General features: G+C 68.5%; 13 protein-coding genes. 7 read left to right on the forward strand and 6 right to left on the reverse strand.

The window, feature by feature from the left end:
* Positions 1-1,212, forward strand: coding sequence for an L-2-hydroxyglutarate oxidase (lhgO, locus tag AC3D3D_RS08025; RefSeq protein WP_463663349.1), 1,212 nt, complete (start codon positions 1-3; stop codon positions 1,210-1,212).
* Between the two features lie 250 nt (positions 1,213-1,462).
* Here the strand turns inward: lhgO and AC3D3D_RS08030 are convergent, their stop codons facing one another.
* Positions 1,463-2,323 carry a hypothetical protein gene (locus AC3D3D_RS08030; RefSeq protein ID WP_463663348.1) on the reverse strand — a complete coding sequence of 287 codons (861 nt, stop codon included), beginning with the start codon at positions 2,321-2,323 and terminating at the stop codon, positions 1,463-1,465.
* A gap of 295 nt (positions 2,324-2,618) precedes the next feature.
* Here AC3D3D_RS08030 and AC3D3D_RS08035 point away from each other — a divergent pair, with 295 nt between their 5' ends.
* Positions 2,619-3,743, forward strand: a complete 1,125-nt coding sequence (locus tag AC3D3D_RS08035) for an S-(hydroxymethyl)mycothiol dehydrogenase (RefSeq protein ID WP_463663347.1) — start codon at positions 2,619-2,621, stop codon at positions 3,741-3,743.
* Positions 3,740-4,378: an MBL fold metallo-hydrolase gene (locus AC3D3D_RS08040; RefSeq protein WP_463663346.1), complete on the forward strand. Its 639-nt coding sequence runs from the start codon at positions 3,740-3,742 to the stop codon at positions 4,376-4,378. The genes AC3D3D_RS08035 and AC3D3D_RS08040 overlap by 4 nt, the downstream gene beginning before the upstream one ends.
* A 42-nt stretch (positions 4,379-4,420) precedes the next feature.
* Here AC3D3D_RS08040 and AC3D3D_RS08045 read toward each other — a convergent pair whose 3' ends face one another.
* A complete protein-coding gene (locus AC3D3D_RS08045; RefSeq protein WP_463663345.1) occupies positions 4,421-4,654 on the reverse strand; it encodes a type II toxin-antitoxin system Phd/YefM family antitoxin in 234 nt (77 codons plus the stop codon).
* 70 nt (positions 4,655-4,724) lie between these two features.
* Positions 4,725-6,050 carry an alpha-hydroxy acid oxidase gene (locus AC3D3D_RS08050; protein WP_463663344.1) on the reverse strand — a complete coding sequence of 442 codons (1,326 nt, stop codon included), beginning with the start codon at positions 6,048-6,050 and terminating at the stop codon, positions 4,725-4,727.
* 113 nt (positions 6,051-6,163) lie between these two features.
* Between AC3D3D_RS08050 and AC3D3D_RS08055 the strand changes: the two genes are divergently transcribed.
* Both AC3D3D_RS08055 and AC3D3D_RS08060 read left to right on the forward strand, forming a co-directional pair.
* Positions 6,164-6,859 (forward strand): SIMPL domain-containing protein, encoded by a 696-nt coding sequence (locus AC3D3D_RS08055; RefSeq protein ID WP_463663343.1) that lies wholly within the window; start codon positions 6,164-6,166, stop codon positions 6,857-6,859.
* 71 nt (positions 6,860-6,930) lie between these two features.
* The gene (locus AC3D3D_RS08060) at positions 6,931-10,008 is read left to right on the forward strand and encodes a DEAD/DEAH box helicase (RefSeq protein WP_463663342.1); all 3,078 of its coding nucleotides are present in this window, start codon (positions 6,931-6,933) and stop codon (positions 10,006-10,008) included.
* Between the two features lie 30 nt (positions 10,009-10,038).
* Here the strand turns inward: AC3D3D_RS08060 and AC3D3D_RS08065 are convergent, their stop codons facing one another.
* Both AC3D3D_RS08065 and AC3D3D_RS08070 read right to left on the reverse strand, forming a co-directional pair.
* On the reverse strand, positions 10,039-10,416 hold the full coding sequence (locus tag AC3D3D_RS08065) for a PH domain-containing protein (protein WP_463663341.1): 378 nt from the start codon (positions 10,414-10,416) through the stop codon (positions 10,039-10,041).
* A gap of 88 nt (positions 10,417-10,504) precedes the next feature.
* Positions 10,505-10,912: a DeoR/GlpR family DNA-binding transcription regulator gene (locus tag AC3D3D_RS08070; RefSeq protein ID WP_463663340.1), complete on the reverse strand. Its 408-nt coding sequence runs from the start codon at positions 10,910-10,912 to the stop codon at positions 10,505-10,507.
* 137 nt (positions 10,913-11,049) lie between these two features.
* Here AC3D3D_RS08070 and AC3D3D_RS08075 point away from each other — a divergent pair, with 137 nt between their 5' ends.
* The gene (locus tag AC3D3D_RS08075; protein WP_488511858.1) at positions 11,050-12,672 is read left to right on the forward strand and encodes an IS1634 family transposase; all 1,623 of its coding nucleotides are present in this window, start codon (positions 11,050-11,052) and stop codon (positions 12,670-12,672) included.
* 15 nt (positions 12,673-12,687) lie between these two features.
* Here AC3D3D_RS08075 and AC3D3D_RS08080 read toward each other — a convergent pair whose 3' ends face one another.
* On the reverse strand, positions 12,688-13,140 hold the full coding sequence (locus AC3D3D_RS08080) for a DeoR/GlpR family DNA-binding transcription regulator (RefSeq protein WP_463663118.1): 453 nt from the start codon (positions 13,138-13,140) through the stop codon (positions 12,688-12,690).
* A 168-nt stretch (positions 13,141-13,308) separates the two neighbouring features.
* Here AC3D3D_RS08080 and AC3D3D_RS08085 point away from each other — a divergent pair, with 168 nt between their 5' ends.
* On the forward strand, positions 13,309-14,724 hold the full coding sequence (locus AC3D3D_RS08085; protein WP_463663119.1) for an FGGY family carbohydrate kinase: 1,416 nt from the start codon (positions 13,309-13,311) through the stop codon (positions 14,722-14,724).

Below are 14,724 nucleotides of genomic sequence, written 5' to 3' on the forward strand. Positions count from 1 at the left end.
ATGCCCGACGCCGCGGCAGGAGAGACGTACGACGTCGTCGTCGTGGGCGGGGGGATCGTCGGGCTGGCGACCGCCCGGGCGCTGCTGCGCGAGCGCCCCGACGCCCGCGTCGTGGTGCTGGAGAAGGCCGCGGACGTCGGGACCGGGCAGACCGGCCACAACTCGGGGGTGATCCACGCCGGGATCTACTACGCGCCCGGCTCGCTCAAGGCCCGCCTGTGCCGCGCCGGTGAGCGGGCCACCAAGGAGTTCTGCGCCGCCCACGGCATCGAGGTCGGCGAGATCGGCAAGCTCGTCGTGGCCACCGACCACGAGGAGAAGGTGCGCCTCGACCGGCTCGCGGCCAACGCCCGCGAGAACGGCATCGAGGTGCACGAGCTCGACGCGGCCGGGCTGCGCGAGATGGAGCCCCACGTCAGGGGTGTGGCGGCGCTGCACTCGCCGCGCACCGCCGTCGTGGACTTCGCCGAGGTGGCCCGGGCGATGGCCGACGAGATCACCGAGGCCGGCGGTGAGGTGCGGGTCCGGTCGGAGGTGGCCTGGATCGGGGAGTCCCCGGCCGGGGTCGAGGTGGCGCTGGCGCACGGGGAGAACCTGCGCGCCGAGCGGCTGGTGGCGTGCGCGGGGCTGCAGGCGGACCGGGTGGCCCGGATGGGGTACGTGCCGAGCGAGGTGCGGATCGTGCCGTTCAAGGGCGAGTACTACACGCTGCCGGCCCACCGGGCGGGGCTGGTCACGCGCCTCATCTACCCGGTGCCCGCCGAGGGGATGCCCTTCCTCGGGGTGCACATCACCCCCACCGTGGACGGGCGGATCCTGCTCGGCCCCAACGCCGTGCTGTCCCTGTCCCGGGAGAAGACGGACCGGTTCGGGTTCGACGCGACCGACGCGCGCGAGGCCGTGAGCTTCGGCGGGCTGTGGAAGATGGGGCAGAAGCACTGGCGTGCCGGCGTCAAGGAGCTGTGGAACTCGCTCGTGCCGGACGGCTACCTCAGCGAGGTGGCGAAGTACTGCCCCGAGCTGCGCTCGACGGACCTCGTGGGCTACCGGGCGGGCGTGCGGGCGCAGGCCGTGCGGCCCGACGGGTCGATGGTCGAGGACTTCGAGATCGTCGCCACCGACCGGCAGGTGCACGTGCTCAACGCGCCCTCCCCCGCGGCGACGGCGGCGATCCCCATCGGCGAGGAGATCGTCGGCCGGGTCTGGGGGTAGGGGCAGGGATCCTGCTGGGCAGGGCAGCCTCGGCCGCACTGCACTGTCAGAGTTTCTCGCTAGTTTTGCAGCACCCTTCCTCGGAAGGGCTGCGCAAAACTCTGGCGCATACGAGCGCTCTCGCCCTTCACGGGCTAGGTGTCAACGTCCATGAGTTCCAGGACTGGAGCGTCTCGAAAGACCCCGTCTCCCGACAGCAGCGGCACTCCGAGGGCGACTGCCGTCGCGCCGATCCAGCGATCGGCCGTACTCACTGGGTCTCGAGCGCCTCGAGGAATCGGGCCCACTCGTCGTCGTCCAGCTCGATCACGACTGCCATGTCCGGACCCACATACCCTTCGGGCGGCGTCCACGCCGGGGCGTCGCGATCGATGGTCAGCGACTCAGGCAGGACGGCGCTCGAAACGGTGGCGCCGTCGATCGACATCGGGCCGCGACGACGTTCGCGCGTGATCGTGCCGTTCGCAACGACGCGCTCGCCGATCAACCGGGCCGCCGAGGGTGCATCAGCTACGTCGTCGAGCCGGATGCGGTTGCCCACGTCGTCGGCTATGCGGAACCGGCCCGACTTGATGTCCACGGCCTCGAGAATCCCGACGACCGTCACGGTCTCCTCGTCGAGGTCACCAACCTCGGCGTCCCACACATCACGATCCCGTTCGGCGGGACGGAACTCGACCGAGACTCCGTCGGCGCGGGTCACCGCCACGAGCGGCGCTGCGTGCCCGAGAGCTTCCAGGAGCTGAAGTGCGCTCTCTCGTACGGTCGGCGGCGCGTCCTCCGGCGGCATGTCTGTGCCGATCGCGGCAAGTACCGCCCAGAAGCGGTTCGCGAACTCGTGCTCGTACGGCGTCTCCATGTCGAGCGTGTCGTGCGAACCCACGCGGATCTGCAGGATCGTGCTGCCGGGCCGTGCGCCCGCGAACCGAAGGGAGGCAGCCTCGGACACGGACGACGGCGAGCGCCCAGCGCCGTCGATGTCTGCGACCCAGCGGCTCACGCGCGTGGACAGCTCCTGGAGCCGCCCGCTGATGGACGCAAGGTCGGCGAGCTCGATCTCCCCGGAGGGCGTCGGCATCTCTTTCAGAGTGATCTGGAAGTTCTGCATCATTGCGCTCTCACCTACCCTCCACCCGGTCAACGCGAACGGCGATCAACGTCTTCCCCCGGTGCAGACCGACTCGAACGTCCGCTCGGGCGCACAACTATCGCAGACCAGGTCAACAGTCGCCGCGTCTGTGCACATCCGTCGAGCCCGGTGCGGTCGTCCGGTGCCGGAGGCGCTGGGGCCAGGATCGATCGGGCCGCGATGCGACGCGGGAGCGCGTCGGCGGACGCCCGTTGCCGCTCCGGCGCCGATGGGCCAGGCTGGGAGAGTCCCCACGCCAGCGCAGCCGGAGGTTCCCATGCCCCATCACGTCCAGGCCGTCGTCGCCCGTTCGAAGGACGCCCCCGTCGAGGTGGTGACGATCGTCGTGCCGGACCCGGGGCCGGGCGAGGTGGTCGTCGACGTCGCCGCCTGCGGGGTGTGCCAGACCGACCACCACTACGTCACCGGTGGGGTCTCCGACGACTTCCCCTTCCTGCTCGGCCACGAGGCAGCCGGCACGGTGAGCCAGGTCGGTGAGGGCGTCACGCACGTGGCCGTCGGCGACTACGTGGTGCTCAACTGGCGGGCGGTGTGCGGCGAGTGCCGTGCCTGCTTCAAGGGCCAGCCGCAGTACTGCTTCGCCACGCACAACGCGACCACGCGGATGACGCTCGAGGACGGCACGGAGCTGACCCCGGCGCTGGGCATCGGGGCCTTTGCGGAGAAGACCCTGGTCGCCGCCGGGCAGTGCACGAAGGTCGACCCGGCCGCCCGGCCCGAGGCCGCCGGCCTCGTGGGCTGCGGCGTCATGGCCGGCGCCGGCGCCGTGCTCAACACCGGCGAGCTGCGCCGCGGCGAGTCGGTCGCGATCATCGGCTGCGGCGGGGTGGGTGCGGCCTCGGTGGCTGCGGCCCGCCTGGCGGGGGCGACGACGATCATCGCCGTCGACCTCCAGCAGCGGAAGCTCGACTGGGCCCGCGACCTGGGCGCCACGCACACGATCGATGCGAGCAGCGAGGACGTCGTCGCCCGGATCAAGGAGCTGACCGGAGGGTTCGGCGCCGACCTCGTCGTCGACGCCGCGGGCGTGGCCGCCACCTACCGGCAGGCCTTCGAGGCCCGCGACCTGGCCGGTCGCGTCGTGCTCGTGGGCGTGCCGAACCCGGGCACCGAGATCACGCTGCCGCTCGACGAGGTCTTCGGCCGCGGCGGCTCGCTGAAGTCGGCCTGGTACGGCGACTGCCTGCCCGAGCGGGACTTCCCCATGCTCGTCGACCTCTACCTGCAGGGGCGCTTCGACCTCGACGCCTTCGTCACCGAGACGATCGGCATCGGCGACGTCGAGTCGGCCTTCGGCAAGATGCGCGACGGCTCGGTCCTGCGCTCGGTGGTGATGCTCGGCGATGCGTCGGGCACCCCGGCCGAGGAGGTGCCGGCATGAGCGGGCTGCGCGTCGACACGGTGGTGACCTCGGGGACCTTCACCCTCGACGGCGAGACCTTCGACGTCGACAACAATGTCTACGTCGTCGGTGACGACGAGAGCTGCGTGATCGTCGACGCCGCGCACGACGCCGGGCCGGTGGTGTCCGCCGTCGCGGGACGGAAGGTGACCGCGATCCTGGCCACCCACGGGCACGACGACCACCTGCACGCCGTCGCCGCGCTGCGGGAGGCGACGGCGGCGCCGACCTACCTGCACCCGGCCGACCGGATGCTCTGGGACGTCGCCGTGCCGGACCTCGGGCCCGACGAGCAGCTCGTCGACGACCTCGAGCTCGGCGTCGGCGGGAGCGGCGAGACGCTGAGGGTGCTGCACACGCCGGGCCACTCCCCCGGCTCGTGCTGCTTCCACATCCCCGCGCTCGGCGTGGTGTTCACCGGGGACACCCTGTTCAACGGCGGGCCGGGCGCCACGGGGCGCAGCTACTCCGACTTCCCCACGATCGTGACCTCGATCCGCGAGCGCCTGCTCACCCTGCCGGAGGACACCCACGTGCTCACCGGCCACGGGGACTCGACGACGATCGGCGCGGAGGCACCGCACGTGCAGGAGTGGCTCGACCGGGGCCACTGAGCCGACTACTGGGCGCGGTCACCGAGTGGTGACCGCGCCCGGTCAGGTCGTGCGGGACTCGGCATTCTCGAATACGTCGACCTCGTCGAAGTCCTCGGCGATCTCGACCCGCCCCTTCCATGCTCCCGGCACTCTGCGCCGCGTTCGCTCCGCCGGGGCCACCAGCCGGGCCACGGGACGACCATCACGAGTCAGGATCGTCTCCTCCCCCGCCTCTGCGCGCGCGACGAGTCTCAGCAGGTCGGTCTTCGCCTCGTCGATGCCGGCTGTTCCCATCCGCCCATGATGATGCCCGGGCGGTTCGGGGTCCATAGGTCGCGTCTCCCTCAGACCACCTCGACGCCGATCACCTTCCGTCGCGGTCGGCCCGGACGACGTCGACCGACGGCTCCGCACTCGCCCCCGATCGCGCATCGACCCGGGCGAAGACCTCCGCATTCTCGGCCCGCGGCTGGAGGCGGCGGAGCTGGGTGACGTGGGCGGGCTCGAGCTCGTCGACGGAGTGCACCTGGAGGAGCTTCATCGTGCGCACGACCTGGTCGGCGAGGATCTCGATCGTCCGGTCCACCCCCTCCCGGCCCCCGGCCATGAGCCCGTAGAGGTAGGCGCGGCCGACCATGGTGAACTTGGCGCCCATCGCCAGGGCGGCCACGACATCGCCGCCGTGCATGATGCCGGTGTCGATGGCGATGTCGGTGTGGTGGCCGACCTCGCGGACCACCTCGGGCAGCAGGTGGAAGGGCACCGGCGCCCGGTCGAGCTGGCGGCCGCCGTGGTTGGACAGGATGATGCCGTCGACGCCCAGGTCGGTCAGCCGCTTGGCGTCGGGGACGTTCTGCACGCCCTTGACCACGATCTTGCCCGGCCACATCTGCCGGATGATGTCGAGGTCGTCGTAGTTGATCGAGGGGTCCATCGCCGAGTCGAGGAGCTCGCCGACGGTGCCGCCGGTCGAGGACAGCGAGGCGAACTCCAGCTTGGGGGTGGTGAGGAAGTCGAACCACCACCAGGGGCGGGGGATGGCGTCGAGGATGGTGCGCACGGACAGCTGCGGCGGAATGGAGAAGCCGTTGCGGGCGTCGCGCAGACGCGCCCCGGCCACCGGGGTGTCGACGGTGAACAGCAGGGTGTCGAAGCCGGCGGCCGCGGCTCGCTCGACCAGCCCGTAGGAGATCTCCCGCTGACGCATGACGTAGAGCTGGAACCAGTTCCGGCCCGTGGGGTTGGCGGCTGCGACGTCCTCGATCGAGGTGGTCCCCAGGGTGGACAGGGCGAAGGGGATGCCGGCCGCACCGGCGGCGCCGGCACCGGCGACCTCGCCCTCGGTCTGCATGAGGCGGGTGAACCCGGTCGGGGCGATGCCGAAGGGCAGGGCGGTGGGGCCGCCGAAGATCGTCGTCGAGGTGTCCACGTGGGAGACGTCGCGCAGGATCGCCGGGTGGAACTCCACGTCCCGGAAGGCCTGGCGGGCCCGGCGCAGCGAGATCTCGTCCTCCGCGGCGCCGTCGGTGTAGTCGAAGGCCGCGGCCGGGGTGCGTCGCTTGGCGACCCGCCGCAGGTCGGCGATCGTCAGCGCCGACTCCAGCCGCCGCTTCTTCAGGTCCAGGCTGGGGCGCTTGAGCTGGAGCAGCTCGAAGATCTCGCTGGGTCGGGGGATCTGCCTCTCGACCATGGGTCGGCCTCCTCGGCGACGGTGGCGGAGCCGGCCGGCGGGCCGGGCGTGGGAACAAGAGTAGGCGCGGACCTGCGCCGAGGGCATGGCATCGCGAGGACTACTGTCGCCGCATGGGCGATCTGGTCATCACGGTGCGCGGTTCGAGCAGGCAGTTCCACCCGGCAGAGCGGGCCACCGTGCACGCGCACGTGGGCCTGGAGGGGGCCGACCCCGAGAAGGTCTACGCCGGAGCTGTCCGGTCGGCGGGCATGGCGCACGACGCCGTCAATGCGCTGCACGACCCCACGGCCGGGCCGGTGACCTGGTGGTCCGCGAAGGACGTGCGCACCTGGGCGCAACGCCCCTGGAACAAGGACGGCAAGATCCTTCCCCACGTCCACCACGCCCGCACCGACCTGCAGGTGAAGTTCAAGGACTTCGGCCGGCTGAGCGCCTGGCTGCGGGAGATGACCGCCATGCCCGGGTTCAGCGTCGACCGGGTGGAGTGGGCGGTCACCGAGGTGCACAAGGCCGAGCTCGTGCGGAAGGCGCGGGCCGGGGCGGTGGCCGACGCGAGGGCGAAGGCCGAGGCCTACGCGGCCGCCCTCGGCCTCGCCGCGGTCCGCCCCGTCGAGCTTGCCGAGGCCGGGATGCTCGGCGAGGGCATCACTCCCGTGGGCGAGCGCGGCGGTACCATGATGCGCGCACATGCGGCCGGCGGCGACGGCGATCTCCAGCTGGTCCCCGAGGACATCGAGGTTACGGAGCGGGTGGACGCGCGGTTCGTCGCGACAGCGGACGGATCCAATGCATCCAAGGTTCGCTGAACAACGACAACGAATCGACTGGCAACAGGCAAAGTCACACACGACTGCCGACCACGTGGGATGCTCACCGCATGCGTGAAGGCCTTTACGAGTCGCTCAAAACCGCCCAGCTCGCCAAGCGCGTAGCGGACGTCGGCGAGGCCCGACCGACCTGGAACGATGTTGACCCAGCCGACCAACCCCAGGTCATTGCGCGACACGTGGGTGCGGTTGTTGAACGGGCACTTCGGGCGGCTCCCGCTACGCACCGAGCTGCGATGGCCAATGCCATCCTGCGAGCGATTGAGGAAGATGACGAAGTCGACGACCCGATTCGCCAGTTAACGCGGCTCCAACACCCCACTGAACTGGCCAGAGACGATGGACTAATCCGCCCAACGACGCCACTAAATGACGCGGCACTCTTGACCAACATCAAGGGCGAACCCAACCTTGGCGCCGAGCTCCGCGCCGAACTTGCTTCAGCACAACGCGTAGACCTCCTCTGCGCCTTCATCAAGTGGCATGGCATCCGAGTCATAGAAGACGACTTGAGGAAACTCCGGGATCGCGGAGCGCACTTCAGGGTCATCACCAGCACATACATCGGCGCAACCGAACGCCGCGCACTTGATCGTCTAGTGCGAGACTTCAACGCCGAGGTCAAAGTTCACTACGACGACACGCGAACTCGCTTGCACGCGAAAGCATGGCTATTCTACCGCGGCACCGGATTTGACACCGCTTATGTCGGATCGTCGAATCTTTCGAAGACGGCGCTTCTCGACGGTCTCGAGTGGAACGTGCGGCTATCCAACACCGCCACACCTCATCTTCTACAGAAGTTTGATGCCACGTTCGAAACCTACTGGAACGATCCCAGCTTCGAGTCATACGACCCAAATAATCCGGCACACGTGGAGCGCCTCGACGCCGCTCTCTTCAAGGCCGGAAGTCCATCTCCTCGCGAAACAGTCGAGCTTCAGCTTTCGGGCTTGGAGGTCCGCCCCTACGCCTTCCAGCAGCACATCCTTGATGCACTTGAGGCGGAGCGCGAGCTGCACGACCGCCATCGAAATCTTGTCGTCGCGGCAACAGGAACCGGGAAGACGGTCGTGGCCGCACTTGACTATCGCCGTCTATCCGATCCCGCTACACGCAGGTATCCGCGCCTTCTTTTCGTTGCGCATCGCGAGGAGATACTCAGACAGTCTCAACGGACCTACCGTGAAGTCCTCGCTGATCCCAACTTCGGCGAGCTCTACGTCGGGCGGTCAACGCCCGCAGCCTGGAACCACGTGTTCGCCAGCATTCAATCGCTCAACACCGGAACCATTGAACAGATCCCACCCGACCACTACGACATCGTTGTAGTTGACGAGTTTCACCATGCCGCGGCACCGAGCTACAAGGCACTTCTCCACCGGCTTCAACCAGTCGAGCTCCTTGCACTCACCGCAACACCAGAACGAGCAGATGGCTTCGACGTCCGCGCATACTTCAACGGCCGAACAGCGGCCGAACTCCGCCTCTGGGAGGCGCTTGAAGCCGGGCTGCTATCCCCGTTCCACTACTTCATGTCAGCAGACGGCACAGACCTTCGGGACGTTCCCTGGGTGCGCGGCCGATACGACAGCACTCGTCTCGAGAGCATGTACACCGGCAACGACAGTCGGACCCGCATCATTCTTCGCGAGCTCAACGACAAGGTCATCGACCTTGAGAACATGAAAGCACTGGGATTCTGTGTTGGCGTCCAGCATGCGCGCTACATGGCTGCGGCATTCAACGATCAAGGCATCCCAGCTCACGCACTCCATGGTTCGACACCACACTCCGAACGAGCCGACGCGCTCGTCAAGCTCAGGAGCGGTGAGATTAAGATCCTGTTCACGGCAGATCTGCTCAACGAGGGCGTGGATCTACCCGACGTCAACACGCTGCTGTTCCTGCGGCCTACCGAGAGTGCGACGATCTTTCTTCAGCAGCTCGGACGCGGACTTCGCCTCTCGCCCGACAAGCCCGTGCTGACTGTCCTCGACTTCGTTGGCAACCAGCGAGATGATTTCCGCTTCGACCTCAAGCTCCAAGCACTCACTGGACGTCCACGCGGTCGCTTGGCGTCAGATCTTCAGTCCGGTTTTCCATTCCTTCCCGCCGGTTCTCAAATCGTATTTGACGAACGCACGCAACAAAATGTCCTCACAAACCTAAGAGTGCAGATCAATGCGCGTTGGCCACACCTCGTGCGACAACTCCGCAGCATGGACCCCTCCACCACCTTGTCGGAGTTCATCGATGACACCGGCTACGAGCTTCCGCAGATCCTTCAACAGGGCAAGCGGTCGTGGTCGCAGCTACAGCGAGAAGCTGGTCACGTCGACAGCGAAGCCAGTGAGGGAGAGGCAGCGCTGGCGCGACGTGTCCGCGCAGTCGCTCACGTCGATGATCCCCTGCGCTTTCAGGCTTACCGGACCATGCTTGCGACAGGCGCTCCAGTCGGCACATCATCTATCGATGAGCGATTGACGCGCATGCTGTTCTTCAGCCTGTGGCCTAACGGCGGTGGACACGAGACGTACCACGATGGGCTCGCAACACTCGCGACCAAGCCGCTCGTGAGAGCAGAATTGACTGAAGTGATCGAGCTCGTTTACGACCATTCAGACCGTCCGGTCCAGTCGTCGAGCGGAACGCTATCAGAGCTTCCACTAATGACTCACGCGAGTTACCAGCGGGAGGAGATCCTTGCGGCGCTTGGATATGCCACGCTGAATCGCAAACCGACGTCCTTCATGGAAGGTGTGTATCACGCGAAGGAGCTCGGCATCGATGCACTCTTCGTCACGCTCCATAAAACGGAGGCGGGATTCTCGCCGACGACCATGTATCGCGACTATCCGATCAGCCGCGACCTTTTCCACTGGGAGAGTCAGTCGACCACCTCGCTGGCATCTCCGACTGGGCAGCGGTATATCAACGGCTCAACCACAGTGTTGTTGTTTGTACGCCACGACCGCCAAGGCGAGTTCGGCACGAACCCTTACATGTATCTCGGCCCGGTCACCTACGCCACTCATGAGGGCGAACGGCCTATTGCGATCACGTGGAAACTCCAGACGCCCATGCCTGCTGACCTCTTTGCAGAGGCAAGCTTGGCTGCGGCCTAAGCCGCCGAAAGTCCTCTTCTGCCGCCCCCGTCACACGTGCGCGATGTACCCCGCCAGGAGCGCCTGGATGACGAACAGGTCCACGCCCCGCCCCAGCTTGCGGGAGTACGGCTCGGCCTGGCTGCTCACCCACATCTTCAGCTCGCCGTCGAGGTCGGCGGTGCCGGCGGTCTCCAGGGAGAACTGGGTGATCGCCCGGTAGGGCAGCGAGTGGTAGTCGACCTTCGACCCGGTCACGCCCTGCACGTCGATGAGGACCACCCGGTAGTTGGTGAACATGAACCGGTCACGGATGGTCTTGTAGCCGAGCTCGAACTTCTCCCCGTGGGCGAGGATCCGGCCCCACTTCTCGTTCATCTCGTCCAGGTCCATGACCGACGCGTTGTCGATGATCCGTCCGACCGCCACAGCTCGCTCCTTCGTCGTCGGCCGCCCGGGCGGCGACCCCTTCCCCGATCCTGCCGCGACCGGCCCGGCCGCGGTAGTCGGAGCCCTGTTAGCCGGGAGCGACGACCTCCCCGCCGGCGGCCCGGATCGCGGCCGCCAGGCCGTCGGGCGGCGCGGCATCGGTGACCAGGCCGTTGACGTCGTACCACTCGCCGATCGCGTAGCGCCCCACCACCCCGTGCTTGGAGGAGTCGGCGAGGATGTAGGCGCGCTCGCTGTTGCGCGCCACCGTCCGTTTGATCTCGACGTCGTCGAAGTCGAAGTCCGTCGGCCCGGCCGACGCGTCCACCCCGCCGCAGCTGAGCAGCGCGAGGTCGAAGTGCATCGGCCGGATGAAGCTGTGCGTCGCCGTGCCCGTCAGCGACCACTCCCCGCGCCGCAGCCGCCCGGGCGCCAGCACGAGCTCGGCCGCATGACCCCGCCCGATCGCGTCCGCGACGAGGAGCGAGTGGGTCACCACCGTCCCCGCGAACCGGGGTGCGACCTGAGTTGGGTCACTTTCGCGGGTTCGCGTGGGGTGCGGGTCTCTGACCTGGGGTGATGTGTTCGTTAGTGTCCCGCTGAGGCACTAATCCTGGTCGGTAGGATCGGGGGATGGCCTGGGTTCGGCGGGTACGGACGGCCTCGGGCGCGACAGCGGTACAGATCGCGGAGTCCGTCGCGGGGCGTCGTCGGATCGTGCGGCACGTCGGCTCGGCGCGTGACGAGGTCGAGCTCGGGCTGCTGATCGAGCAGGCCCACGCGATGCTGACCGATCACGCGCAGGGCGAGCTCGATCTCGGGCTGACCCCGGCGGTCCCAAGGGCCGTGATGGTCCCGCCGCCGCGCGAGGACCTGATCGGTGACGAGCCGGCTCCTCGCTCATGGGTGCGCCGACCGCACGTGCTCAGGACCTCCTCCGCGTTGCTCTACGAAGCCCTCGCTGGTGTCTACGCCGGCCTGGGCCTGGATGTCGTGGCCGACGCGGTGTTCCGCGACCTCGTGATCGCCCGGGTGGTGGAGCCCACCAGCCTGCTCGATGCCGATCGGGTCCTGGCCGAGCTGGGCCGGGTCGCGGCCTCGCACTCGACACGTAAACGCACACTGCGCCGCGCGCAGGGCCGCCACTACCGCGACCTGCTCGCCGCGGCGTGCTTCGAGCACGCCACCAGCCGCGGTGACGTCAGTTTGGTGCTCTATGACGTGACCACGCTCTACTTCGAGGCCGACAACGAGGACGATCTCCGCAAGGTCGGGTACTCCAAGGAACGCCGGGTCGATCCGCAGATCGTGGTCGGTCTCCTGGTCGACCGGGGTGGGTTCCCGCTCGAGATCGGCTGTTTCGAGGGCAACAAGGCCGAGACCCACACGATCATCCCGATCGTCCAGGCCTTCCAGGAGCGTCATGGCATCGCCGACATGGTGATCGTCGCTGATGCCGGGATGCTCTCCGCGGCGAACCTGACCGCCCTGGACGAGGCGGGGCTGCGGTTCATCGTCGGCTCCCGGCAGACCAAGGCCCCGGGCGATCTGGCGACCTACTTCCACTACGAGGGTGCGGACTTCGATGACGGGCAGGTCATCGACACCACGACCCCCAGGCACGGCAACACCAAGAAGGACCTCACCCAGCGGCGCGAGCCCGTCTGGGACCCCGAAGAGCACCGGGGATGGTGGCGGGCGGTGTGGCAGTACTCCAGAAAGCGGGCCGTCCGCGACCGCCGCACCCTGGGCAAGCAGGAAGAGCGAGCCCGGGCGATCATCAGCGGCGAGAAGAAGGTCAAGGCCGCCCGGTTCGTCACCACCACCGCTGGCGGGCGGCGCCTGGACACCGCCGCCGTCGAGCGCGCCCAGGGGCTGGTCGGGCTGAAGGGCTACGTCACCAACATCCCCGCGCGGTTGATGCCGGCCGGGGAAGTGATCAGCTCGTATCACGACCTGTGGCACGTCGAGCAGTCCTTCCGGATGAGCAAGACCGACCTCGCCGCGCGGCCCGTGTTCGCCCGCACCCGCGACGCGATCGAGGCCCACCTGACCATCGTGTTCGCCGCGCTGGCGGTCTCCCGCACCGTGCAGAACCGCACCGGCCTATCGATCCGCCGGTTCTTACACACGATCAAGCCGCTTAGATCCGCAACGATCGAGATCAACGGCCAGACCGCGACCCTCCCGCCCACGATCCCACCCGAGATCAGCGCCCTGCTCGAGACGCTCGAACACCCCGATCCAAGGCACTAAAGCAAATGACCCAACTCAGGCGAGGAGCGAGTGGGTCACCACCGTCCCCGCGAACCGGGGTGCGAGGGCCTGCGCCACCGCCTGGGCAGTGGTCCCGACGTCGAGGAAGATCGTCTGCCCGGGTCGCACCATCGCCGCCACCAGCGCCCCTACCGCGCGCTTCTCCTCCTCGCGGATGGCGCTGCGCTCGTCGAACGGGGGCTCGTTGCTGCGCTGCCGCGTCACCGACACGGCACCGCCGTACACCCGCCTCAGCACGCCGTCGCGCTCGAGCCGCACGAGGTCGCGCCGCACCGTCTCCGCCGAGACCCGCAGGGCGCGCGAGAGCTCAAGCGTCGACACCGACGCCTGCGAGCGCAACGCCCGCACGATGTACCTCATCCGCTGCTCGCCGAGCACCACCATCTCCTCGCTCCGGGGCCGCCCGCCGACCCCGGCACCCGACTCGCCAGACAGAAAAGCGCTCACTCGCCGAAGAAGAGGGGCCGGAAGCCGGGGCGGCTGAAGTCCACAACATCCCACACAGCTTGCCCGGAAGTCCACAACCTTCCATGCTCGTCCGCAGTGCCCGCACCGGGCGCACGGGACAAGGTGGACAGCCGCAGCTGCCCGCACGAACCACGAAGGGGTTGCACCGTGGCAATTCTGGCTCTGGACCAAGGCACGTCGGGATCGAAGGCGATCGTCGTCGACGCCGACGGCATCCACGCCGTCGTCGAGATCCCCATCCACCCCCGCTACCTCCCCGGCGGCGCCGTGGAGCAGGACCCCGAGGAGCTCTACGCCTCCGTCGTCGACGCCGGTCGGCAGGCCGTCGAGCAGGCCGACAAGGAGATCACCGGCGTCTCCCTGGCCAACCAGGGCGAGACCGTGCTGGCCTGGGACCCCGAGACCGGCACACCGCTGAGCACCTGCATCGTGTGGCAGGACCGCCGCGCCGAGAGCGTCGTCGACCGGCTGCGCGAGCACGCCGAGGACATCCACGCCCGCACCGGGCTCGTCCTCGACTGCTACTTCACCGCCCCGAAGCTCACCTGGGTGCGGGAGAACCTCACCCGCGAGGGCGTCGTCACCACCACCGACACGTGGATGGTCCACCGGCTCACCGGCGAGTTCGTCACCGACGTCTCCACCGCCTCGCGCTCCCTGCTCGTCGACGTCGACACCGGCGCGTGGGACCCCCACCTCGTGGAGATCTTCGGCCTGTCCGACGAGCGCCTGCCGCGCATCGTCGACTGCGACGAGATCGTCGGAACCACCACCGCCTTCGGCGCCGAGGTCCCGGTCGGCGGGCTCATCGTCGACCAGCAGGCCGCCCTGCTCGCCGAGGGCTGCCTCGAGCGCGGCGAGGGCAAGTGCACGTACGGCACCGGCGCGTTCATCCTCGTCAACATGGGTGAGAGCGCCCCGCGCTTCGACAACGGTCTGACCACCTCCGTGGCCTGGCGCCTGCGCGGCCGCACCTCGTACTGCTCCGACGGCCAGGTCTACACCGCCGCCTCCGCCGTGCGCTGGCTCCAGGAGCTCGGTGTCATCACCGACGCCGCCGAGATGGACGAGGTCGCCGCCGACGACCCGGGCGGCGTCATCTGCGCCCCCAGCTTCGCCGGCCTCGCCGCCCCCTGGTGGAAGCCCGACGCCGGGGCCTTCATCACCGGGATGAAGCTGTCCACCGGGAAGCCCGAGATCGTGCGCGCCGTCCTCGACGGCATCGCCGCCCAGATCGCCGAGCTCGCCGACCTCACGCATGCCGAGCTCGGCGCACCGCTGACCCACCTGCGCGTCGACGGCGGCCTGACGAAGTCCGTCACCCTCATGCAGTCCCAGGCCGACATGCTCCAGGCGCCGGTCGAGACCTACCCCTCCGCCCACGCCACCGCCCTGGGCACCGCGGCCTGCATGCGCCTGGCCCTGCACCCCGAGCTCGACGTCGCGGACGCGCCCTTCGCCTGGGAGGCCGAGGCCACCTACACCCCCCGGCGCTCCGCCGAGGACGTCGCCGCCTACCGCTCGGCCTGGCGCACCGCCGTCGAGTCCACGATGGGGCTCTGA

This window comes from Georgenia sp. X1117, from assembly GCF_057784635.1.

What these genes read in the sequence shown, in the direction of transcription:
- lhgO (WP_463663349.1), top strand. Translation starts at nt 1, where the DNA reads ATGCCCGACGCCGCGGCAGGAGAGACGTACGACGTCGTCGTCGTGGGC.
- AC3D3D_RS08030 (WP_463663348.1), bottom strand. Translation starts at nt 2,323, where the DNA reads ATGATGCAGAACTTCCAGATCACTCTGAAAGAGATGCCGACGCCCTCC.
- AC3D3D_RS08035 (WP_463663347.1), top strand. Translation starts at nt 2,619, where the DNA reads ATGCCCCATCACGTCCAGGCCGTCGTCGCCCGTTCGAAGGACGCCCCC.
- AC3D3D_RS08040 (WP_463663346.1), top strand. Translation starts at nt 3,740, where the DNA reads ATGAGCGGGCTGCGCGTCGACACGGTGGTGACCTCGGGGACCTTCACC.
- AC3D3D_RS08045 (WP_463663345.1), bottom strand. Translation starts at nt 4,654, where the DNA reads ATGGGAACAGCCGGCATCGACGAGGCGAAGACCGACCTGCTGAGACTC.
- AC3D3D_RS08050 (WP_463663344.1), bottom strand. Translation starts at nt 6,050, where the DNA reads ATGGTCGAGAGGCAGATCCCCCGACCCAGCGAGATCTTCGAGCTGCTC.
- AC3D3D_RS08055 (WP_463663343.1), top strand. Translation starts at nt 6,164, where the DNA reads ATGGGCGATCTGGTCATCACGGTGCGCGGTTCGAGCAGGCAGTTCCAC.
- AC3D3D_RS08060 (WP_463663342.1), top strand. Translation starts at nt 6,931, where the DNA reads ATGCGTGAAGGCCTTTACGAGTCGCTCAAAACCGCCCAGCTCGCCAAG.
- AC3D3D_RS08075 (WP_488511858.1), top strand. Translation starts at nt 11,050, where the DNA reads ATGGCCTGGGTTCGGCGGGTACGGACGGCCTCGGGCGCGACAGCGGTA.